This window comes from bacterium, from assembly GCA_023145965.1.
Taxonomy (GTDB): Bacteria; UBP14; UBA6098; order UBA6098; family UBA6098; genus UBA6098.
The window spans coordinates 16,498-40,030 of the sequence record JAGLDC010000029.1; the positions used below are offsets into that span (position 1 = coordinate 16,498).

At 43.1% G+C, this 23,533-nt stretch carries 23 protein-coding genes; 13 read left to right on the plus strand and 10 right to left on the minus strand.

Features of this window, described 5'->3' with window-relative positions; genetic code table 11:
- Positions 1-105: 105 nt before the first annotated feature.
- The 3 genes from KAH81_03040 to rsmG all read left to right on the plus strand — a co-directional run bounded on the left by KAH81_03040 (position 106) and on the right by rsmG (position 3,469).
- Complete coding sequence (locus KAH81_03040) at positions 106-867, plus strand: hypothetical protein (protein MCK5832624.1); 762 nt, start codon at positions 106-108, stop codon at positions 865-867.
- Between the two features lie 100 nt (positions 868-967).
- Complete coding sequence (mnmG, locus tag KAH81_03045) at positions 968-2,833, plus strand: tRNA uridine-5-carboxymethylaminomethyl(34) synthesis enzyme MnmG (GenBank protein ID MCK5832625.1); 1,866 nt, start codon at positions 968-970, stop codon at positions 2,831-2,833.
- On the plus strand, positions 2,834-3,469 hold the full coding sequence (rsmG, locus tag KAH81_03050) for a 16S rRNA (guanine(527)-N(7))-methyltransferase RsmG (GenBank protein ID MCK5832626.1): 636 nt from the start codon (positions 2,834-2,836) through the stop codon (positions 3,467-3,469).
- Positions 3,470-3,639: 170 nt separating this feature from the next.
- On the opposite strand, the gene pgsA is transcribed toward rsmG, so the two are convergent.
- From pgsA to KAH81_03100, 10 genes are all read right to left on the minus strand, one after another.
- Positions 3,640-4,191 (minus strand): CDP-diacylglycerol--glycerol-3-phosphate 3-phosphatidyltransferase, encoded by a 552-nt coding sequence (pgsA, locus tag KAH81_03055; protein MCK5832627.1) that lies wholly within the window; start codon positions 4,189-4,191, stop codon positions 3,640-3,642.
- On the minus strand, positions 4,178-4,444 hold the full coding sequence (locus tag KAH81_03060) for an HPr family phosphocarrier protein (GenBank protein MCK5832628.1): 267 nt from the start codon (positions 4,442-4,444) through the stop codon (positions 4,178-4,180). The genes pgsA and KAH81_03060 overlap by 14 nt, the downstream gene beginning before the upstream one ends.
- 9 nt (positions 4,445-4,453) lie before the next feature.
- The gene (gene dprA / locus KAH81_03065; GenBank protein ID MCK5832629.1) at positions 4,454-5,554 is read right to left on the minus strand and encodes a DNA-processing protein DprA; all 1,101 of its coding nucleotides are present in this window, start codon (positions 5,552-5,554) and stop codon (positions 4,454-4,456) included.
- Positions 5,541-6,539 carry a GTPase ObgE gene (gene obgE, locus KAH81_03070; GenBank protein ID MCK5832630.1) on the minus strand — a complete coding sequence of 333 codons (999 nt, stop codon included), beginning with the start codon at positions 6,537-6,539 and terminating at the stop codon, positions 5,541-5,543. Before obgE ends, dprA begins: the two co-directional genes overlap by 14 nt.
- A complete protein-coding gene (cdaA, locus tag KAH81_03075) occupies positions 6,536-7,306 on the minus strand; it encodes a diadenylate cyclase CdaA (protein ID MCK5832631.1) in 771 nt (256 codons plus the stop codon). Before cdaA ends, obgE begins: the two co-directional genes overlap by 4 nt.
- Complete coding sequence (gene folP / locus KAH81_03080; GenBank protein MCK5832632.1) at positions 7,293-8,138, minus strand: dihydropteroate synthase; 846 nt, start codon at positions 8,136-8,138, stop codon at positions 7,293-7,295. Before folP ends, cdaA begins: the two co-directional genes overlap by 14 nt.
- 331 nt (positions 8,139-8,469) lie before the next feature.
- On the minus strand, positions 8,470-10,455 hold the full coding sequence (ftsH, locus tag KAH81_03085) for an ATP-dependent zinc metalloprotease FtsH (protein MCK5832633.1): 1,986 nt from the start codon (positions 10,453-10,455) through the stop codon (positions 8,470-8,472).
- A 3-nt stretch (positions 10,456-10,458) separates the two neighbouring features.
- Positions 10,459-10,842, minus strand: coding sequence for a TraR/DksA C4-type zinc finger protein (locus KAH81_03090; protein MCK5832634.1), 384 nt, complete (start codon positions 10,840-10,842; stop codon positions 10,459-10,461).
- A 75-nt stretch (positions 10,843-10,917) separates the two neighbouring features.
- Complete coding sequence (locus KAH81_03095; GenBank protein ID MCK5832635.1) at positions 10,918-14,067, minus strand: isoleucine--tRNA ligase; 3,150 nt, start codon at positions 14,065-14,067, stop codon at positions 10,918-10,920.
- A gap of 9 nt (positions 14,068-14,076) precedes the next feature.
- A complete protein-coding gene (locus KAH81_03100) occupies positions 14,077-14,547 on the minus strand; it encodes a hypothetical protein (GenBank protein MCK5832636.1) in 471 nt (156 codons plus the stop codon).
- Between the two features lie 207 nt (positions 14,548-14,754).
- Here KAH81_03100 and KAH81_03105 point away from each other — a divergent pair, with 207 nt between their 5' ends.
- From KAH81_03105 to KAH81_03150, 10 genes are all read left to right on the plus strand, one after another.
- Positions 14,755-15,291 carry a macro domain-containing protein gene (locus tag KAH81_03105; protein ID MCK5832637.1) on the plus strand — a complete coding sequence of 179 codons (537 nt, stop codon included), beginning with the start codon at positions 14,755-14,757 and terminating at the stop codon, positions 15,289-15,291.
- Between the two features lie 32 nt (positions 15,292-15,323).
- On the plus strand, positions 15,324-15,935 hold the full coding sequence (locus tag KAH81_03110; protein ID MCK5832638.1) for a redox-sensing transcriptional repressor Rex: 612 nt from the start codon (positions 15,324-15,326) through the stop codon (positions 15,933-15,935).
- A gap of 313 nt (positions 15,936-16,248) precedes the next feature.
- Positions 16,249-17,358: a 4Fe-4S dicluster domain-containing protein gene (locus KAH81_03115; GenBank protein ID MCK5832639.1), complete on the plus strand. Its 1,110-nt coding sequence runs from the start codon at positions 16,249-16,251 to the stop codon at positions 17,356-17,358.
- Between the two features lie 9 nt (positions 17,359-17,367).
- Positions 17,368-18,198, plus strand: a complete 831-nt coding sequence (locus KAH81_03120) for an FAD/NAD(P)-binding protein (protein ID MCK5832640.1) — start codon at positions 17,368-17,370, stop codon at positions 18,196-18,198.
- 16 nt (positions 18,199-18,214) lie between these two features.
- Entirely contained in the window at positions 18,215-19,843 is a 1,629-nt protein-coding gene (locus KAH81_03125; GenBank protein MCK5832641.1) for a hypothetical protein, read from the plus strand.
- Positions 19,844-19,859: 16 nt separating this feature from the next.
- Positions 19,860-20,357, plus strand: coding sequence for a 4Fe-4S dicluster domain-containing protein (locus KAH81_03130; GenBank protein MCK5832642.1), 498 nt, complete (start codon positions 19,860-19,862; stop codon positions 20,355-20,357).
- Positions 20,358-20,372: 15 nt separating this feature from the next.
- Positions 20,373-21,296: an NADH-quinone oxidoreductase subunit H gene (locus tag KAH81_03135; protein ID MCK5832643.1), complete on the plus strand. Its 924-nt coding sequence runs from the start codon at positions 20,373-20,375 to the stop codon at positions 21,294-21,296.
- 11 nt (positions 21,297-21,307) lie between these two features.
- Positions 21,308-21,739: an NADH:ubiquinone oxidoreductase gene (locus KAH81_03140; GenBank protein ID MCK5832644.1), complete on the plus strand. Its 432-nt coding sequence runs from the start codon at positions 21,308-21,310 to the stop codon at positions 21,737-21,739.
- Positions 21,740-21,770: 31 nt separating this feature from the next.
- A complete protein-coding gene (locus KAH81_03145) occupies positions 21,771-22,262 on the plus strand; it encodes an NADH-quinone oxidoreductase subunit C (GenBank protein MCK5832645.1) in 492 nt (163 codons plus the stop codon).
- A 10-nt stretch (positions 22,263-22,272) separates the two neighbouring features.
- Positions 22,273-23,490, plus strand: coding sequence for a nickel-dependent hydrogenase large subunit (locus KAH81_03150; protein MCK5832646.1), 1,218 nt, complete (start codon positions 22,273-22,275; stop codon positions 23,488-23,490).
- The last annotated feature ends 43 nt before the right edge of the window (positions 23,491-23,533 follow it).

A 23,533-nucleotide genomic window follows, 5' to 3' on the forward strand; every position in this document is an offset into this window, starting at 1 on the left:
TCATAACCGCAAGATTTTTAACCAGAATTATCTTGTCATACTAAATTTGACTTTTAAACATCATATCGATATACTTAGTAAATATAATATTCAATGTAATTTAGTATGAATACTTCAAAAGGTATAATTGTATTATTTGTTTTGGGGGTTTTGATCCTTGCGTTTCTTTGTTCCCGTGAACCCTCCAGACAGAATTCAGCAGAACCTAAGCAAGAAACAACCGATGAAGCTACTAATATGCTTAATGATGCTGCCGACATGCTTGAAAGTAAACCTATTACTTCAAGTTATCCCAAACCAAAAAAAAATCATTTAGGCTATGAAATAGCAGAAACCAAACCATCTTCGATTCCTTATGTGACTAAGGTAACAATCCCAAAAAGCCAACCAACAATTAACGAAATAAATTCTTCCAACACACAAGATTCACTATATGTAACCTCTCGCTTTCTAGGGGATAACCCTAAGAATGAAACAACAGAAAAAAATAACAGTCCCAATGAATCCGAGTGGAAAAGTCAATATTCTGATTATAAGGGTAAATGGACTAAAAATACGAATCAAACAACTAAACCGGAAACTCAAAAGCAGGAAGAAGACCTTAGTAGTTTCTATTCCGATATAAAATCTTGGGCAACCAAAAGTAGAACTGCAAATGAGGCAAGAGTCAAGGCATACAATATACGCCAGGAAGCGAATAAGCTCCGTGAAGATGCCGAAAACCTCACCGGAAACGAGCAAGAGATCATAAAACAAAAAGCAACGATAATGGAAGATTACTCTAAGCAGATTAATGCAACTCGAGGTAATTCGACAAAAATAAATTTATTACGCCAAAATGCCGAGGATAATCTCCAAGATAATTAACACAAATTGTTTAACCCCTCTAACAATCTAAATATACTCTACAATGTTTCACATGAAACATAACTTGCAAATACCCCATTTATCTTTATTTTGATTTGCTATGCTTAGTGGATTCGACATATTAGTAATTGGCGGAGGCCATGCAGGAATCGAGGCTGTTTTGGCGTCTGCAAAATTCGGACATAGGATTGGGCTCATTAATTTCGACCTCGAGTCCATAGGGAGATTAAGTTGTAACCCAGCAATAGGAGGAATTGCAAAGAGCCACGTTGTCCGCGAAGTCGATTGCCTTGGCGGTGCTATGGGTAAAATTGCAGATTTATCGGCAATACAATATCGCGTTCTGAATCGTAGTAAAGGCTATGCAGTTCAAGCCACACGCTCTCAAAATGAAAGAAACCTCTATCCCAAACTCATTCAAAAAGAAATCCTTAATAATCCAAATATCGAAGTGATTTATGGAGAGGCCGTTGATTTATCAATATCTAATGGCAAAATACGGAGTCTAACCCTCGATAACGGAAGCGTCTTAACCGCAAGAGTCATAATCGTTTGCACCGGGACTTTTCTCAAAGGAAAAATATTTACGGGTCCGTCATCGATACCCGCTGGAAGGCTTGGAGACCCTCCTGCAAACAGGCTTTCAGCCTCTCTTCGTGCCGAAGGTATCACTCTGAAGCGTTTTAAAACTGGGACTCCACCGCGTGTTCTTGCTGAATCGATAGATTTCTCAAAAACTATCCGGCAACATGGAGAAAAAGAATACCGTCCTTTTTCGATATTCACTAAAGACTTACTCCCCCTTGAAAATCAGGAGTTTTGCTGGATAACCAAAACAAATGACAGGACTATCGAACTTGTTAAAAATAATTTATCCCTTTGTCCCATGTTCGATGGAAGAATCGAGGGAACTGGCCCCAGATACTGCCCATCTATCGAAGTTAAAGTTATGAAGTTCCCAAACAATTCTTCACATACTATCTTTCTAGAACCCGAAGGTCATTCAAATCCCGAGATATATGTTAATGGCATATCCATGAGTCTTCCTGAAAAGCTTCAGTTGCAAATACTTAGGACTATTCCCGGCCTTGAAAATGTTTCAGTTTCCCAGTGGGCCTATGCTGTCGAATACGATTGTATCGATCCTCGACAACTTAATTCACAACTCGAATACAAAGGTATCCAAGGACTATATTTCGCCGGTCAGGTCAATGGCACCAGTGGTTATGAGGAAGCCGCTGGTCAAGGTTTATACGCAGGAATAAACGCCTCTCTTTTCCTAAAAGGCGAACCTCCTTTTAGGCTCAAAAGAAGCGATTCATATATTGCAATAATGATAGATGACATTATAACTTTAGGAGTAGATGATCCATATCGCCTCTTTACTTCAAGGGCTGAATATCGCCTTAAACTCAGAGAGGATAATGCAGTCTGGCGAATGTTACCATATTCCGATAAATATAATCTTCTCCCAAAAAATACAATAGATCACCTATCTAAACTAGATGCTTGCTATTTTGAGAAAAAGAAGCGCTTTCAAGATATCCGCATTCCATTTGAATTGAGAATTAATATATCTTCACCTAATAAACCCAGTGTTTATAATTATCTCAAACAAACTGGTAATCACTTTCAAGATTTATTCGATTCTGGATTCCTCAACCCTGATTTACCATTCGAGATACTAGAACGCATTGAAATAGAGGCAAAATATGAGGGCTTTATAACGCGCGAAGAAAAGCGTGTAAAGAAATATGACAAAATTCTTTCTACTTTTGTTCCTATTTCACTTGATTATTCCGATGTCGAGGGTCTTTCATCCGAGGCAGCCGAAAAGCTCTTTTCCAGAAAACCTCGAACTCTACGAGAAGCCTCAATCATCCCCGGAATAACTCCTGCGGCAATATTCGCATTATATGTCCATCTTAATAATAAAAACTTTGTTTCACATGAAACAATTAGTTAAATGCACACAGAAGAAATTAATACTTTTATCTCTTATCTGAAGGATTATCAAGCCGAATTGCCTCTCGAATTAATTGATAAGCTTACTATATTCGCCTCGTTAATCCATAAAAATAATCGCGCACTTAACCTCGTTTCAGACCACGACGTAAACTCCCTTTGGACAAGACACTTTCTCGACTCTCTAACACCTTTTCTCCTAGGCCTTATCAATAAACCCGCAGATATAATCGATATAGGTTCCGGAGCCGGTTTACCCGGAATCCCCTTAGCCCTTTTAAACCATCAATTTTCAGTCACTATGATCGATTCCAATAGCAAAAAAGCTCGATTCATCGAGCGAAGTATTCTCGAACTAGAAATTGATAATGCCAATATTATCAACGGCAGATGGGAAAATATCAACCGTAAATTCGATTACTGCCTCTCAAGAGCCGTTTTTTCAGGCTTTCCCCCGCTGGGTAAATTAGCCCAAATCATTCACTCACAAGGAAAATTAATCTTATTCAAAGGCAAGCAAAAACCAAATATAGAACCCGACGAAATAAATAATGCCGGCTTCTTAAATTCAGAATTTATTATACTACCAGATAAACTATTCAAAGGTAAATCCCTTCTTGTTCTAACAAAATCATAGGTTTCTTCTTCTAAGAAACCTAACTAAATTCTCTAATCTGAAATATATATTCTAAGGTGATTAAAGTGCTGGCACGGGCGGAGTCTTTGTGCTTCCGTTGGGATTTTTGAGCTGTATATTATCCAATAAATCTAATATCTTTGAAATAGCAAAAATCGTGACAGCACTTTCTACTGAAATAAAAGCCCTCTATTTTTCCAAAAATAATCTGCCATTGTTATCCATGCAAGAATTCCCACTAACGATATAGCCACACTTCCAAATCTATATCCTACAGGATTTCCTCCTATTGAAGCATATACCATGATCAATATCAAGCTTCCCATCTCGAGCAATGTCTTTGTTTTTGCAAGTTTACTGGGAAGTATTTTAACACCTTTACTTATTCCCCACAACCTAAAGCTCGTCATTATAACATCTCTTAATATAATTGCAATTACGGGTATAACAATAATATATCCCGCTGCTGCCACTCCTGCTAATGCAAACCCAGACAATAACTTATCCGCAACAGGATCTGCAAACTGCCCGAATCCGGTAACTAACTTATGCTTCCTCGCTAAATATCCATCCATCCAGTCAGTTATTGCTCCTATCCCGAACAATACACTGCCTATACCCATCCATCTTCCACCACTAAATATGGCAATAAAAACCAATGGCGCTAATATTATCCTTATTATTGTTAGCAAATTGGGAAGGTTCAATTTACTCCTCACCAAAACCATCTCCGAAAAGCTTCACAACCTCTCTCATTGCATCTTCCTGATCTTCACCATCGACCTCGATAGTCAATTTAGCGCCCTTCTGTGCTGCAAGAATCAGTACGCCCATTATGCTTTTTGCATCGACGGACAAATCTTCTTTTTTTATCGTGATTTTCGATTTATACTTGGCCGCTGTTTTAACCAGCATAGTCGCCGGTCTTGCGTGAAGTCCCAATTTGTTAACAATTTCAACCTCTGTGGTCAACATATTTTTTCCTCAAACATTCCTTGCGTATTTTGACCCCGGTAGCCTTTTTACAATGTCTTTCATTTCAAGCTCAGTAAGTATTCCCAGTATCGTCCTTATATCCAAATCTGCTTTTTTTGCCATATTATCCACAGTTACGCCTTCGAAATCCATTGCATCATAAATTTTTTTAGATATTCCTGTAAGCGATATCGCTTTTTCCTGAGATTGTTTTCTCGAATTCTCTTCCATAGCTTCGATTTTTAATGATGCAATAACATCTTTTGGTTCAAGAGCAGGAATTGCGCCATCTCGAATGAGCGAATTTGGAGCGGCTGAATTAGGCCTGTCGATATGGCCGGGAATTGCATATACATCACGCCCTTGTGTTGCTGCGTAATCCGCGGTAATAAGTGCTCCACTTCTCTTACGACCCTCTACTATCAATACCGCTTTTGAAAGCCCACTTACTATACGATTTCTTGGTGGAAAATTCTTCGGGTCAGCTTTCGTCCCAAGAGGATATTCACTAACAACAGCCCCGTTTTGAATTATTTCTCTATACAGCTTGGCATTTATAGAAGGATATACAACATCAACACCACAACCAAGCACCGCAATCGTGCGACCTCCGGCTCTTATTGCAGCGTCTTGTGCGTTGCCATCTATACCCATAGCCATCCCCGACACAATAGTCACGCCCTGTTTCACTAGGTATTGCGAAAAACGCCTCGACTGATCTATCCCATAACGCGTTGGCCTACGAGTCCCTACTATGCCTACCGCCAGCTCGTCTGTTTTTATAATCTCGCCCATAATATATAAAATAATTGGCGCATCGACAATTTCTGAGAGGTTTTCTGGATAGTCTTCATCTAATATAGTTATAGCTCGAGCCTTTGACTCTTCTATCTTTTCGATTTCTCTTTTAAGGTTTGTGTCCCTCTTTGGATCGTAATTTTTGAAGCCGTTCAAAGCCCTTTTATTTAAAACTTCCTCTAAAGAACCTGCATCTGCCCCAAATATTTTCTGCGGTGTTTTGAATTTATCCAGAAGCCTCCCGGCTGTTATTGAACCCACGCCGGAAATACTCTGAAGCGCTAACATCCAATAAAGGTTATCTTCCCTCATAATCGCCATCCATTTCGGCCTTTTGCTTTTCTATAATGGAATATCCAAGCTCCAGTAGCTCTTTTAATCCCTGACCCGTAATCGAGCTTATTATACTGCCCCCCATATTCTTTATTAATTCTATATTTTCTTCAGATGCAACATCCGCTTTAGTGCCCACCAAAACACTAGTTTTATGCGATAATATCCCAAGAGAATATGATTCAAGCTCGGTTTTAATCATCTGTGCTTTTTCTTGTGGATTATCAAAAAGATCTACAAATATAAATAACAGGATATTCCTTTCTACATGGCGTAGAAAATCAAGCCCTAAACCTTTGCCTTTATGGGCATCCTCTATTAAGCCCGGAATATCGCAAAAAATAACGCGCCTATTTCTATCGAGTTCTGCTATGCCCAGATTAGGCTCTATGGTAGTAAAAGGATATTCTGCAATTTTTGGTCTGGCTAAAGAAACTTTCGACAGAAAAGTCGATTTACCGGCATTTGGCGCACCAACTAAACCGATATCAGCAATTGTCTTCAGCTCTAAAAGTAATTCCCTCTCTTCGCCGGGCTGACCCTCTGTCGAATACTGAGGAGCTTTATTCGATGATGTTTTATAGCTCGCATTTCCTCTTCCGCCCTTGCCTCCTTTTGCTACAATATATTCACCATCTACTAAATCGGCTATAACCTTCTCTGATTCAACATCGTTAACAATTGTCCCCGGGGGAACCTTTATTATTAGGTCTTGACCATTAGCTCCGGTTTTATCCGAACCACCGCCACCAACCCCTTTTTTCGCTTTATATATGCTGATGTAATAGAAATCAATAAGAGTTGTCATCATCTTATCAACTTGAAGTATAACATTCCCACCTTTTCCACCGTTACCACCAGAGGGCCCTCCACGAGGGACGTGCTTTTCGCGGCGAAATGCTGTACATCCATTCCCGCCATTGCCGGCCTTAATCTTTATCTTAACTCTATCTATAAACACTATTTTCCACGTCCTTTTAGAGATACTTCGAGCAATTTTCTAAGATTACTCAGAGTGAGATTCTTTCGCAGATTTCCTCTAATTGCTAGAGATATTCCGCCCGTCTCCTCTGAAACTATAACCACAACAGCATCGGTTTCCTCTGTTAATCCTAATCCTGCTCGGTGCCTCATCCCAAGGGTTCTCTGATACCGGGGATTTTTCGTTAATGGCAATTCGCATCCAGCGGCTACGATAACATTATCCTCAATAATAACTGCACCATCATGAAGAGGTGTATGCGGTGTAAATATAGTAACAATAAGCTCAGTTGTTACGTTAGCTCCTATCTTTTTGCCAGTTTCTTCGTATCCCTTTAAACCCACATCGCGCTTAATAGCAATAAGCGCTCCTACTTTCGCGGAAGAGAGGACATCTGCGGCATTAACAATTGCTGCAATTATTTTTTTCGCTTCTGAAGAAACAAGCTTTCTTAAAAACGGTGCATTCCCAATCCTTGTTAAAACATTTCTAAGCTCAGGTTGGAACACAATAAGGAAAGCGATAATCCATACTGTTCCAAGTCGCGCGCTAAGCCATTTAAGTGAATTCATGTTAAGCCATGTCGAGACAAAAGCCATAACTAAAATTGTCGCTAGGCCAATTAGCATGGTAACCGCGCGCGTGCCTTTCATTAGCAAAAGAAAATTGTAAATAATAAAAGTCACAACAAGAATATCAATTATATCTATTAGACCGAATTCTATGAAGAATACCTTAAATAGAGTCACGATTTACCTCGCGTTCGAGAGTGCTGTGTTCCTTAATTGCTTCTACAACTGCGATTGTTTCATACGTCTCACTGATATTGTGCACTCTTAAAATATCCGCTCCCTCAATAGCCGCCCATGCGAAACTTCCGAGACTACCCAACAACCTTTCTGATGGCGGCTTTTTACCAATAATCTTTTCTATAAAACTCTTTCGCGATGTGCCTATCACTACTGGAAAACCCAACTTTTTTATTTCCTTTATTCCAGCAAGAAGGGTTAGATTATCAACTAATCTCTTGCCAAATCCTATACCTGGATCGACGTATATTTTCTCTTTATCAACTCCATTTTCAATAGCATATTTTGTTCTTTCTGATAAATACTCACAAACTTCATCTAAAACATCATCATAACATGGATCCACTTGCATTGTCCTTGGAGTCCCGAGCATATGCATAAGAATCACATCCACTCCTGAATCAGCAACAACTTTCACCATTTGGGGATCTGCTGTCATCGCAGAAATATCGTTCACCATCGAAGCTCCAGCCTCGATAGCTCTTTCGGCAACTTCACTCTTGTATGTGTCAATTGATATCTTTATCGGGGCTTTTTCTTTAACACCCATTATTACAGGTATAGCTCTTTTCATTTCCTCTTCAGCTGATACTGGGTCAGCCCCCGGCCTCGAAGATTCTGCTCCAATATCGATTATGTCCGCCCCTTGAATTGCCAACTGCATCGCTCTATCAATAGCGCGCGGGGGTTCCTTGTAAAGTCCTCCATCAGAGAAGCTATCCGGTGTTGTATTAACAACACCCATTAATTTTATCCTTAATGACCTTTTCATAAACACATACCCCAATCTAATATGGATTTTTAAATATATCGTTTATATTTAGGGTTTTCAAGGCAATTATGGCCCTATTCGATGGGGGTGCAATCATTATGGCTCTATACGGGGGGTGTCGTTGCTGCGCGCCAAAAGTTAAACAATTCACTAAACCAATAAATTTTCGCCTCTTTTGACGCGAAGCCGGGAGTCAGGCTGTTGCGGTATATAACGAATTAAGGCAGGATTTCTCATCGGCCTGCCTCCTATTTTTCGTTTCTCCAAAAGCTAGCTTTTGGAGAAGCGAAAAATCCCGACGCCCCCCTATTAATGCTTAGTATTGATATATTTATGCGGTTGGTTCAGGCGATGGTTCGCTTATAACATTTCCAGTATCAGCCTTAAATTCTTTTTGTGGAGTTGTTTGCTTCTCTTCTGATACATTATTTTCGAGATCCCTTTGTATCTCTTTGCCTTCGATAACAACATCGATATCTTCGCCAGAAAGTGACTCGAACTTGATTAAAGCTTCAGCAAGCAACTTCAGTTTGTCTATATTTTCCGAGAGGAGCTTTTCCGCGCGCTTAAGAGCGCCCTCCACCAAAGCTGAGACTTCTTGATCTATAAGCTGGTTAACGTTTTCAGAATGACTTGCTCTTCGGGAAAGCAATTCCTTTCCCAGAAATACTTCATCGCCGTCTTCCGTGTAATCGAGTGGCCCAAGCTTCTCACTCATTCCCCATTCGCAAACCATTTTTCTGGCTATACGCGTTGCTTGTTCAATATCATTATCTGCACCGGTAGTAGGGTCGTTGAAAATTATCACCTCAGAAGCCCTTCCGCCGAGCAAATGGACGAGCTTTGTCATAAGATAGCTTTTGCTATATAGCCGTTTATCGCCTTTTGGTAGATAATATGTAAGTCCTAACGACATTCCCCGAGGGATAATTGTTACTTTATGAACCGGGTCTGAACCGGGTAGAAGCTTCCCAAGAAGCGCATGTCCAGCTTCGTGGTAAGCGGAAATCGTCTTCTCCTCACCGGTAAGCATCATGCTTCGACGCTCGGTTCCCATCATGATTTTATCTTTAGCCTGCTCGAAATCCTCCATAAATACTTGATCTTTTTTTTGGCGAGCAGCTAAAAGAGCAGCTTCGTTTACAATATTCGCAAGATCCGCCCCAGAAAGCCCTGGCGTTCCAAGCGCTATAATTGGGAGATCGACATCTTTTGCAAGCGGAATACCACGAGTATGCACCCTTAATATTCCCTCTCTGCCTTTAACGTCAGGCCTCTCGATAACTACTCGACGGTCAAAACGACCTGCACGAAGAAGCGCCGGATCGAGGACATCAGGTCTATTAGTAGAAGCAAGAACTATTACTCCTACATTGGTCACGAAACCATCCATCTCGACAAGAATCTGATTTAAAGTCTGCTCACGTTCATCATGACCACCACCGAGTCCTGTGCCCCTCTGGCGTCCAACTGCATCAATCTCATCGATGAATACTATACACGGAGCGTTTGCCTTTGCGGTTTCGAAAAGGTCCCGAACACGACTAGCCCCGACTCCCACAAACATTTCAACAAAATCACTACCCGCAACACTGAAAAACGGAACCTCCGCCTCACCAGAAACAGCCCTCGCAAGTAAAGTTTTTCCAGTCCCCGGAGGACCTAAAAGCAAAACTCCCTTTGGAATTTTTCCACCAAGCTTTGAGAAGCGGCGCGGATTCTTAAGAAAGTCTATAACTTCACCAAGCTCCTGCTTCGCCTCCTCACAATCGGCAACATCACTAAAATTAACTTTGACCCTATCGGGCGCTATTCTCTTGGCCTTAGACTTCCCAAAATTAAAAACACCGTTTTGGTTACCCTGCATTCGTTTGATTATGAAAATATAGAAAATCGGTATTAGAAGCCATGGAAGAAGTGACAGGGCAATAGACCACCATTTATTCCCCTCCTCGCGAGCAGTAATCTTAACGCCTTTATCGTTCAACATATTCACAAGGCCGGGATCTTCAAAAGGTATATTCAACTCGAATTGCTTATATTCAAGCGTTTCGCGCCCTATGGATACCTTTTTAGGAAAAGCAAAATTGCCCTCTACCCTCTTTCCGATGAATTCAACCTCCGCGATGTTTCCGCTATCGACCTCGTTGATAAGATCGGTATAACCGAGCTTCATGACGGGGTTTTTTTCAGTATAGAAATATTGCGCCAATATTAAAACAACGGCAAATATCAATACAGATATAACAAGCCCTCTGCTTCTTTGTTTCCAGTTAGTAGGAGGCGGGGGAATAGTATTTCGTTTATCCTGAGGCATAGCCTAAAACACGTAATCTCCGTTTTCGAGTTTCTCTTTGCAATCCACACAATAAGGCGAATATGGTATTGCTCTCAGTCTTTCTAGTGGTATTTGAGCCCCACACTCGATACAGTTTCCAAAGGAGTTATTTTCAATTCTCTCGATTGCCTGTGTTATCAGTTTAAAAAGCCTATTTTCCTTGGATGCGAGCAGATATGCCTTTTCGTATTCAGCTGTCTCGGCTCCCATGTCTGCAGGGTGAGTTGTAAAGCTTGAAACCTCGCCTGTATTATCTTTCCGATTCTTATGAAGAATATTATCTTCAAATCGTCCTATCTCAGAAAGAATCTCTTCTCTCATTTTAACCAGCTTAGCCTTTATTCTCTCAATTTCCCTTGTTCTCATAGCACACTCCATAATGGTGTTAAAAATCAAGACCCTTCATAATACCCATTTTTCTCTATTTAGCTACTTTTCAAATCAATGCAACAATTTTTTGATCTGTATCACAATATTCTTGTCATCTAAAATCCATTCCTTCTCGAAATCTTTTTCTGTTAATACCCCGAAAACAATGGATTTAGCAAGAACTTCACCTTTTATCCATCCAGAATGAATAGATACCGCTGAACTCTTCTCATCGTCTAACAAGATACCGACTTCAATTCTGTCGGTAACCTCGAATCCAGCCTCTTTACGAGTGTTCTGTATCCTATTGACCAACTCACGGGCATAACCCTCTGAAATAAGGTCCTCATCGAGTTTTATATCGAGTGCAACTGCGACTTCATCTTCCGTAACCACAGAATAACCCTCGGCATCGTGTTCGGTTAATACCAAATCTTCGCTCGGTTTGATAGCAATTTCCTCGCCATCAAACACTAGATTTAAAAAATCATTCTCTAAAGCGTGTTTTATTGTGGTTGAATTTAACCCCGAGATGACAATTGCAAGTTCCTTCATTCGAGGGCCAAAACGCGGCCCAAGTGACTTGAAATTTGGTTTAGCTGAAAGATCGTAAAGCCCACTACTATCACATTTTTCTAACGACTTTAGATTGAGTTCTTTGAGCACAAGTTTATTTGCCCAATCGGGAAAATCAAATTTTCCCTCCATCGAAATAAGAAGCTTATTAAGCGGTTGGCGTATTTTTATGTTTGCCTTTTGGCGCGCGTTCCTTCCCATGGTAACTACACTTTCCACCAAAACCATGGCCTCGTCGAGTTCAAGTGAGATCACATTCTCGTCGAAAACAGGAAAATCTGCAAGATGGACGCTCTCGGGAATGCTCTCGTCACACTCCCTGAAACCTTGCCATAAAGCCTCAGCTGTTATCGGTATAAAAGGAGCTATAAGTTTTGTTACTGTCAAAAGAGCATTATAGAGCGCATGATATGCCGCCAATTTATCATCGGTCATCTCCGCACCCCAAAACCTTTTCCTTCCCAATCTGACAAACCAGTTGGAAAGCTCATCGACCACGAAACTCGATATGCGTCTGGATGCATGCGTGAGATTATACTCGTTAAGGTCATTATCTACATCGCGCAAAAGTCCATTAAGACGGCTTTCGAGCCAGCGGTCTGAGGCCGCGGGTTTACCCTCTCCCATCGATGGACACCAACCATCGATATTGGCATATAGAGTGAAAAAGTTGTATGTATTCCTCAATGTATCGAAGAATATCCTTTTCACTTCGGCAACAGCTTCGACATCAAAGCGTTTTGAAAGCCACGGCGAGCTATTCGAGATGAGATACCATCGCAAAGGATCTGCGCCATGATCATCGATAACCTTTATCGGATCGACAGCATTACCCTTGCTTTTAGACATCTTTTGACCATCTTTATCAAGCACGAGACCGTTAACGAGACACCGCTTATAACAGGATTTCCCCATCGCCATAACCGAGATGCTTAATAAAGTATAAAACCACCCGCGAGTCTGATCCACACCCTCGCATATAAACTCGGCTGGAAAATGCTCAGGTTCAAATTCACATGCGTTTTCGAAGGGATAATGCACCTGTGCAAAAGGCATAGCTCCGCTGTCAAACCAGCAATCGATAACCTCTGGAACTCGATGCATCTTCGCAGAACATTTTGGACATTTAAGAATAACTTCATCGATGCCCGGCTTGTGTAAATCCATCCCATCAGAATATCCATCAATGGCCATATTCTTTAATTCCTCGCGGGAACCTATAGCGTGTTCGTGCTTACATTCATCGCAAACCCATATAGGAAGGGGTGTTCCCCAATATCTTTCACGGGATATTGCCCAATCCACATTATTTCTAAGCCATTCGCCAAAACGCCCTTTGCCTATCTCTGGCGGAAACCACTCTATCTTTTCATTCTGGGCGAGAAGTTCTTTCTTGAAATCTGTAGTGCGTATATACCAACTTCCTCGTGCATATTGGATAAGAGGGCTATCGCAACGCCAGCAAAAGGGATAGCTATGGACAATTTTCCCTCGTGAAAAGAGAATTCCTCGTTCGGCAAGATCGTCGAGTATTTTAACGTCGGCGTCTTTAAAGAACAAACCAGCATAGGGCTCGGCACTTTTGGCTATCGTTCCGTTGGCCTCGACAAGCTGAACCATTGGAAGATCATACTTACGCCCCACTTCATAATCCTCTTTTCCAAATGCCGGTGCAATATGGACTATACCTGTTCCGTCTTCGGTGGTTACATAATCTGCAAGCACAGTAAACCAGGCCTTTTTATCGGGCTCGACGAATCGGAAAAGTGGCTCATAGCTGATTCCTGCAAGCTCGGAGCCGGGTTTCTTTTCGATTATCTGTGGGGGTGTTTCTCCGAAAACACTTTCGAGTCTTGATTGTGCAAGCCATAAAAGTTGGCCTTCATGCTCAACCTTAACATACTGAATCTTTGGATTAAATGCGAGGGCAACATTTGAAAGAAGCGTCCACGGTGTTGTTGTCCAGATAAGAAAGAACTCGTTTTCGGTATCGGCTCTCTTCACACGGACAGTCAGTGATGGGTCTTCAACATCACGGTAACCCTGTGCAACCTCGTGGTCGGAAAGGCCGGTTCCGCAACGGGGGCAATAAGGCAACACTTTGTGGCCTCTATATATAAGTCCATCGCGGAAGAATTTTGCCAACAGCCACCAAACGCTCTCCATATAATCGGCATTGCAGGTTATATATGGTTTCGACATATCGAGCCAATACCCTATGCGGCGTGTCATCTCCTCCCACTCGTCAACATACTTGAAAACACTGACTTTACAGGCAGTATTAAATTTATCTACGCCAAAATTTTCAATTTCGCATTTCGCTGAGATGCTATAGGCTTTCTCGACATCTATCTCGACCGGAAGGCCATGGGTGTCCCAACCAGCCTTGCGCTCTACCAACATTCCCTTCATAGTTCGATAACGGCACACAGTGTCTTTAAGTGTCCTGGCGAGAACATGATGAACTCCCGGAAGACCATTTGCCGTGGGTGGACCTTCGTAAAACACGAATTTTGGCATGCCTTGACTTTTTTCTAGGACTTTTTTAAAAATCTTTTTGTTATCCCAAAAATCGAGGGTTTCAGCTTCCAGTTGCTGTTGTTTTTCTTCCTTCGAGTATTCCCTGTATTTCTTTTGGTTATTCATAGTTCTTACCTATTGTGAATCGAGAGGGAGAACCTCTCTATGCTTTTTATATTCTATGTTAATCGTCGGTGTATTCGGCGGAACGACTAACTGCATTTCAGAAGAGTTAATTTTTTGGTCGTTAATATAAATGTATCCCTCGGACGGAAGAGAATCGACACTAATAGTTGCCAATTCCTCTTGCCTACGAAGAATAACCTCCCATCTCGCGCTATCGGCCAATGGGCGAATATCTCCCCAGAGGCCATCGATAAAATCGTAATTAGTATCCGATAAGCTAAAAAAACAATAGAATCCTATTGGTGGGGGTGGTGGCGATGGCTTGTCGATTGAAATATCAAATCCGACCGATGCCGAATCTTCCATACCCAGAGTAAGAGTGTGTTCTCTTCCTGCATCGACTGATACAATACTCTTCCAAGCCACGATAACCGGCATCACCGCAACTAAAACGATTAATATTACTTGCTTTATTCCCATAATATGAAATTGATTAAATTATTCATAATTTTTAGAGTATAAATTTTTTACTATTCATTCGCAACTCATATTTTCCTACAAAAATAGGTAATGCCAATGGTTTTTTAAATAAGTTTGACATTTAAAAAAGAGAATTTTATATTAGTTGTGAGAATACTCGATTGTATTTCATCGAGTTTAATGATCAAAATAAATTTGGAGGAATTGATGGAATTTAATATTGGGCACACAAAATTATCAATAATCCACGGAGATATTATTGAATCTGGCGTTGAAGCGATAACCAATGCTGCCAATAACAAACTCTGGATGGGAGGCGGCGTTGCCGGTGCAATTAAAAGAGCCGGAGGTGAGGAGATAGAAACTGAAGCTATGAAAAAAGGACCAGCCGAGATAGGCAATACAATCGTTACTGGTTCTGGTTCGCTTTCGGCCAAATATGTTATTCACTCTGTTGTGATGGGACAGGATCTCCATACCAACGCCGAATATGTTAAAATCGCCACCTCAAATACACTTAAGACAGCCGATGAGATCCCCGTTTTATCTCTGGCGATGCCTGCTTTCGGAACTGGAGTGGGGCATTTTCCTGCTGAGGAATGTGCAGAGATTATGGTAGATGAGATTGTTAATGGGCTTCTTAATTCCAAGAATCTTAAACTCGTTAAAATTGTTCTCAAAGATAAAGGCGCATTCGAGATATTTAAGACTGCTCTGGAAAACAAATTCCACAAAAAGCGCTGACAAGCACACTCTCGATGGCAACTCCTTATCAAATGACTCAAAAAAACTTAGAACGGCTTTCGGAGTATTTGCGTGCTTTAAAGGAATCGACCATCGAGGGCAAAATTTTTGTATCAAGCAGGGATATAGCCACCAAGGCCGGTTTTTCCGCCGACCTAGTTCGAAAAGACCTCTCAAAAGCTGGTTGCTTTGGGAAAAGGGGCATCGGTTATAATATTGACAAGCTATCGGACGAGATTTGCGAGATACTTGGAACAAACAGGCGCTGGAAGGTTGCTCTCGTTGGATTTGGTCAACTTGGGCAATCGCTAATCAACTACAAAGGTTTCGCTGAAAGCGGTTTTGATATCACCGCAATATTCGAGATCGATGATAAACTGATAGGCGAATTTTTCGAAGATATTCCTATTTATGATGCCACTCAGATGCCCGACATTTGCGAACGCGAAACTATATTACTTGCAGTTGTTGCGGTCTCCACGGAAAATTCTTACAAGGCTATCCAGCGTTGTTTCGATGCCGGCATTCGCGGTATCCTTAATTTCACAGACAGAACTGGTTTTATAGCGCCCCCACATGCGAAGATACGCAATGTCAACATTGCTATCGAGATGGAATCGCTTAGCTATTTTATCACTAAATAATAGCATAACCCATTTAAATCGATTCTCGGGGGCATTGGCAATCCTATTCGGATTAGCCGTTAGGCCGGTCTATCATTCTGGAACATATTAAACATTTTTCCTCCGGCCTCACGGCGGCTACAGGCCATACGTAAAGCCAGCTTTTCTTAGGGCCTTTAGTCCATGCCCCCTCATTACATAGGACAACAACACCTTTTAAAAATTTTAAATAAGACTTAATTAAGCACTTGACATCCAGAAAGTTATTTCTTATTATCCGAAACTTAACTTTTGTTGATGAATGCGTGAATAAACATACGCAGGGAGTCAGAACATGGCTTTTAAATACCTTTCTAAGAACGGGCTTAAGGAACTTCTCCATAAACTCGATGACTGGGGAGATCTTTTTTGGGTTGACGGCTCAGTAGAGGGAAAACCGAGGTTATCTAGAGCGACGAAAAAGGGAATCGATGAATATCGCCTTCCGCTTTTCCGTGGAGTCGAGCCTCTTAAATCTCTTATCATGCCTCCAAAGCAAAAGGTCGGCGAATATCCCGGAAATCTCGAAAAGGACATAGAGGTTGCACACAAAAAGCGGGCTATATTTGGTATTACACAGTGTGATTTAGCCGGCATTAAGGTTTATGACCGGGTTTTCCGCGACGATCCCGATTTTTTAGATCCATTTTACATCGAACGCAGAGAGGGATTATTCATCGTTACTATCGACTGTTGCGATGTTCACCCCAGTTGTTTCTGCAATCTCGTTAAGGGTAAACCTTATTGTGATACCGGTTCGGGGTTCGACCTCAATCTTACTCATGTCGAGAATGGTTTCCTTGTGGAAATCGGTTCTGATGCTGGAGAGCAAATACTCAAGGGCACCGGCGCGAGCGAAGCCACTGATTCGTTAAAGGCTGACAGGGACAAGACTCGTGCTCGGACGATGAAAAAGCTTGAGGAACAAAACGCACAATTTGTTACTGAAAAAACTTTTATTGAATTGGTCAGCGAAGCCAAAGATGAACCAGAAAGCTATCGGCACCACGGCTCTACTTGCGTTGAATGTGGCGCTTGCACCAATGTTTGTCCCGCTTGTTTCTGCTTTTCCATATATGACAACAGTGTCGATGGGGAACGCTATGAGCGTCTCATGACTTGGGACAGTTGTCAATTGGCGGGTTTTTCTCGTATGGCTGGAATGCTTAATCCCAGGCTCAGAGTAGCTCAAAGATTCATGCACAGATACAACCATAAATTTTTCCATTATCCATGGCGATACGATGGATGGCCTTCGTGCACCGGTTGTGGCCGCTGCATCGATAATTGCATGGGGAATATAGATATGCGAGCCACTCTTCGCGACCTTTCCGTCGATTCTGTGGCGGATATGCTTCCGTCCCCATCCCCTAAAAACCACGCTGAACGCGTGGCCGGTAAGTAGGAGAATTTTATGTCGGAAAAAATGAAAAACATCTACTATCCGATCGACGCAAAAGTCGTCGAGATTATCCCTGAGACTTCGACAATCAAGACTTTTCGTTTTAAGCTCTCTGAGCCGCTTAAATTCAGAGCGGGGCAGTTTGTTCAACTCACTGTCCCTGGTGTCGGCGAGGCTCCCTTTACTCCTTCGAGTGAACCAGGGGAATCGACCGATCTCGATATTACTATTCTGCGCACTGGAAGAGTTACCGATTGCCTTCACGACACTATCAAGCCCGGTTCTCCGGTCGGTATTCGCGGCCCTTTTGGTAAGGGCTATCCCATGGACAAGTTCAAGGGGCATACAGTTATGGTTGTCGGTGGTGGTGTGGGTTTAGCTCCGATGAGAGCTGGTATTTATGGGCTTTTCCAGAATATCGATGATTATAAGCGTGTTTCAATTAAATTTGGAGCTAAAAGTCCTAAGGATTTCTGTTTCACAAACGAATTCGACGCATGGTCCAAGAAACCTCATACCGACCTTAAGCTTACTATCGACCGTCCTTATCCAGGATGGACTGGCACTGTCGGTGTCGTAACAGTGCTTCTCGACGATCTCGATGTCGATATTAATGACACATATGTTATTAGTTGTGGCCCTGATATAATGCTCAAGTTCGTTACTTTGAAACTCCTCGACCTTGGATTCGACCCATATCATATATATCTCTCGATGAACCGCCGCATGAGTTGCGGTCTCGGCAAATGTCATCGTTGCAACATCGGGCCCTATTATATATGTAAGGATGGACCGGATATGTGTTACGGCGAGATAATGAACTACCCAAATGTTTTCGGTTGATAAAAAGGGGTAATGTATGCCCGCGTTTAAAACAAGATGTTTATTTTGTCCCATGCAGGACAGCTTTTTCATGATGGAATCTCCATGCTCCGAAGAAGCGGTTTGGGGTAGAAAATCAGCACTCTCTATCGAGTTCGATCCCGAAGTTACCAGAGGGCTTTGTGCACGTGGTAATTATTGCCAGGAATTAGCCTTCCATAAAGATCGCGCTTTACGCTCCAATATTGGCACAGAACCTCATGCGATGGATGATGTAGCTAGCTCTATATTTCATGCTCTCAAAGCTGAATCGCCAGACAGAACAGCGATACTTCTCGATGGCTCTCTCACGCTCGAGGAATCATCTAAGGCCATCGCTCTCGCCGAAAAACTTGGGACTAAACTTGTTGCGCTACTTCCCGCAGAGGACGTTGCAGTTGCACCTTTTAAAAACAGCTTTACCTTCGATGCTGTTTCCACCGCTACAACCAATATAGTGATAGGCGATGTTTTCACTATGAACCCGACTATAACCAAGCTTCTTCACGATGCCAGTGCTTTGGGGAGACGCAATATTATGGTTAATATCGATACAGTTCACAGCAGAACCGGCTGGTTTGCGCACCCTGAGTTGGTAGTTGGATTAGGTAAGACCTCTGTTCTCATCGAGGCGATTATTGCCTCGATCGGTGGTAAAGTTCTCGACGAGTTGCCGCTTAGCGACTTAGGTATTTCTATTGGCGATTTTTCTAGGACTGTCGATGCTATTAAATCCGCTGAGGGTAAGGGTAATATTATTTTCTCTCCCGGATGGCATTTCGTCGATCCATTTACAATCGCCTCGGCAGCTCAAAGGCTCGCGGAGCTTACCGGATTCGGTTTTGGAGTTCTTCCGGTCGCGACCAACTCTCGCGGAATTTATAGGCTTTTAGCCTCGGCTGGTTGCGACATTACAGGGACCTACAAAGCCCTTGCTTCCGGCGATATCGATGCTCTTCTTGCGCTCGATTGCGATCCGATTGAAGCCCTCCCAAATATCAAAATTCCTAAGGTTTTCGCATTAACCGGCCAGCTTATGAGCCATGGATACAAAAATGCTTCGCATTTCATCCCTTCGAGATATTTATTTGAGAAAACTGGTAAAATACTCGGAACAGAGGAGAATATTATCTCTCTCGATGAGGCTATCGATGGTCCTAGAGTCAAGGCAGTCGGCGATATCCTCGATGCTATTATAGGAGGTAAAGCGCCGGTTTTAAACGATCTTGAATCTATTGTTACCGATGTTGCCGAGGTTGGCACTAGTCCCATTTCCGGATCGGGCTCACCCGATGGTGAATTCATCGCTGTTGGAAATGGCAATGTTCTCCATCACGGCGATGGCAGATACACACGCCGGATGGATTTTCCAAATCTTCGCGCCCCTCTCGATACAGATGCTGTTGAGATACCAACGGCTATCGTGGAGAAACTCGGCCTTTCGGATGGTGATGATATAGAATTATCGAGCAAATATGGAACGGCCAAACTTAAAGCTAAAAAAGCACCTTGGCTCGATAACGATAAAGTCCTAATCCCCATGCACAACACAGTTGCACGCGGCCTATTCGATTGGGGTAATCAACCGGCTCTCACCCCTATTGGGGTTAAGATAAAAAAGTTATAAACGCTCGGAGCAATTTATGGAACAAACCCAAATAAAGACCGAAGAGCGCAGGGTAATAATCAACATCGACCGTTGCATTGGTTGCTCCTCGTGCAGGGAGGCTTGCTCTCGGACACATCAAGCGGACTTGAACCTTACGCAGGCTAAGGCCGAACCGGTCGCAGTTTTTCCGGGACACTGCCGACACTGCGAAAATCCGGCATGTGTTGCCGCTTGCCCGAAAGATGCAATTATTAAGGGCGAAGACGGCATTGTTCGTAGGTTCGCATTCCGTTGTATCGGTTGCAAGAGTTGTGCTATCGCTTGCCCGTTTGGCGCAATACAACCGGAACATCTTCGTGATGTAATCGCAAAATGCGACCTTTGCTATCAAAGACTCGAAGAGGACAAACTTCCGGCGTGTGTTACCACATGCGTTTCGGGGGCACTCACCTTCGAGAAACCGAAGGATGTAATCAACGGAAATCTCGCCGGTGCGCGCGTAAAAGCGAAGCCCGGAATGAGGCGCTGGTAAAAAGGGAGAATATCGATGCAAGTATTTTACTATCTTATCTTTCCCGGATTCCTCTTCGCTGCCATGGCGGGACTTTTAACTACGTGGTTCGACCGCAAGGTTACCGCGAGGGTCCAATACCGCGTCGGCCCACCGTGGTTCCAGAGTTTCGCGGACATTATGAAACTTATGGGCAAAGAGGTTATCCTTCCGGAAAACGCTAAGAAAACTGGATTCCTTCTCGCTCCTTTAGTCGCACTTGCCGCCTCGGTTCTTGTAGCGACCATGCTCGGTCTCAGCAACTGGAATTATGATTCTGGTTTCGTTGGCGACATAATAGTTTTCTGGTATTTTCTCGCCATACCTTCTACTATGATTATCCTCGGTGCTGGCGCTGCCGGAACTCCTCTCTCCGCAGTTGGTTCCTCGCGAGAGATGAAGCTTCTTTTAGGTTATGAAGTTCCGTTTGTTATAATTATTACCATGATTATCTTCAAAGCCGGTTCTCTTTCCCTCGGCGGGATTCTCTCATATCAGTTTGCCCATGGCCCTATACTCTATTCGATTTCAGGCGTCATCGGCTTCATTGTTGCCCTTCTTTGCGTTCAGGCAAAGCTCGGTCTCGTTCCATTCGATGCCCCAGAGGCTGAAACAGAACTTGGTGGGGGCGTGTTCTACGACTATAGTGGAGCTGCACTTGGCGGTTTCAAGCTTTCTAAAGCGATCCTTTTTTATGCCTTGCCCATTTTCCTTATCACTCTATTTTGGGGTGGTGTTAGAATCGACGGTGGCATAGGGATTCTTTGGGCTTTGCTCAAATATATATTAATCGTGGCTTTAATTACTGTAATAAGAAACACTAATCCGCGCCTTAGAATCGACCAGGCGGTCAAGTTCTTCTGGGGATGGATGACTATCCTCTCCGTGATCGCCTTCATTCTCAGCGCGAATGGCTTATAAGGACCGAAAAAATGGGACTTAAAACAGCGGCACTCAAAAAATCTATATGGGTCTTTCATGTGGCATGTAGCCCATGTAACAACTGCGATATAGAAATATTGGACCTTCTCACACCACGCTTCGATGTCGAAAGGTTCGGTATAATTCTAGTGGGAAGCCCTCGTCATGCGGATGCGCTTCTTATCACTGGAGTCGCAAACAGGCATGTAACACCGAGACTTATAGAAACCTATCGCGCAACATCCAAACCATGTGTTTGTTTCTTATTCGGTGCCTGTTCCTCTTATGGTAACTTCTTCAGAGGTGGCTATAATGTTCCTAGGAGGATTGATGACATTATCAAAGAAGAAGATCCGAACGCTATTATCGTTTACATCCCCGGATGTCCGCCGAAACCCGAAGCGATGATAGCTGGAGTCGTCAAGGCCCTGTCTGTTTTATAACAAGGCCCTGTCTGTTTTACAAGGAGATTATATGACCGACAAACAAAAATATGCAATTAAAGAGAAGGTCGAAAAAGCTGTAGGAAATCTTATTCTGTCTATAGATCAACCCAAGCCGAACAGGATATATCTCGTTGTTGATCAAAAGGATTTACCTGCTGCAGCTAAAATAATCTACGAGCAGCTCGATGGACGACTTGCAACAAGCACCGCTCTTGAGGTTCACGATGCTGTCGAGTTGATTTATCACTTTATGTTCGATAAGGATCAGGTTTTGTGTAACCTTAAAACCTTGGTTATGAAACCAGAGCTAAAGGTAGGTTCGGTCGGAGCTTTCCTTCCTGCTGCAGACTGGATAGAGCGTGAGATGTCCGAAATGTATGGAGTTATATTCGAGGGACATCCCGACCCGAGACATCTTCTTCTTCCTGATGGTTGGCCTGAGGGGAACTTCCCATATCGGAAGGACTATCCCCAGAATCCAGAGGGATTCACAGACGAAACAAAACCGGTTGTTTACTAGAGGATTTTATATGAAAAAGACTACTCTACCCATCGGCCCATTCCATCCTCTCCTCGAGGAGCCGGAGTTTTTCACCCTCTACCTCGATGGCGAAACAGTCACTCATGTCGATCTTAGAATCGGTTATAACCATCGCGGTCACGAGAAACTCGCCACAGGCCTTACCTGGGACCAGGTGCCTTTTTTGGTCGAGAGAATATGCGGTATCTGCTCTACAAGCCACCCTTATGCTTATGTTCTCGCTGTCGAAGACCTACTCGGCATCGAAGCGCCACCTCGTGGACAATTCATTCGCTCGCTCATCGGTGAGATGGAGCGTATTCACAGCCACCTTCTGTGGCTTGGACTCGCTGGTCACTTCATTGGCTATAATACACTTTGGATGTGGTCTTGGCGCTATCGCGAGGAGATACTCGACGCATGCGAATTACTTTCCGGAAACCGAAATCACTATGCAATGAACCGAGTCGGTGGGGCACGTAGAGATGTTTCTCAGAAGGCGCTCGATTTTACGATGAAGGCGCTCGATTCAAATGAAAAATCAACCAATATGTTCCTTGGCGCTATTGCCGACGATCCTGTTATTCATAAGAGGTTGAAAGGTGTTGGCGTGCTTTCAAAAGAGGACGCCATCGCCTATGCCGCCACTGGGCCAACATCGAGACCCTCCGGCGTGCCGTGGGATGTTCGCGTTGATGATCCCTATGACGCTTATGGCATCAGCCACGAAGCCGGTGCTTGGAAGGTTATCGTTACTGAAAACGGCGATGTTTTTGATAAAGCGGTTTGCCGTGTTCTCGAAATTTTAGAATCAATTTATCTTTGCAGATGGCTAATTGAGAACTTGCCCGATGGAGATATTCAAGTTGTTCCGGGTAATATCCCCGAAGGTGAGGGTTGTGGTCACCACGAGGCACCGCGCGGCGAGGTTTTTCACTATGTTCGTTCCGATGGCTCGAACAAACCTATAAGGCATAAAGTTCGCGCCCCGACCTTTGTGAATCTGCCGACCTATAAAGCGAGTTGCATTGGCGAAACGATTTCCGACGTCGCGCTTATCACGGCTTCTATCGACCCGTGTTATTGTTGCACAGAGCGTGTTGGTGTAGTTTCTCGCGGTAGCCGCAATTCGCTTACGCAAGACGATCTAGTTAAACTTTCGGTCGAGAGGACTCTCGAGATCGAGAAAAAGATGGGCGTTAAATCTATATTGAGCAAATTTCGGTAGAATGTAGGTTCGACCTATTGGGTCGTTCATACTTATCAGCTAC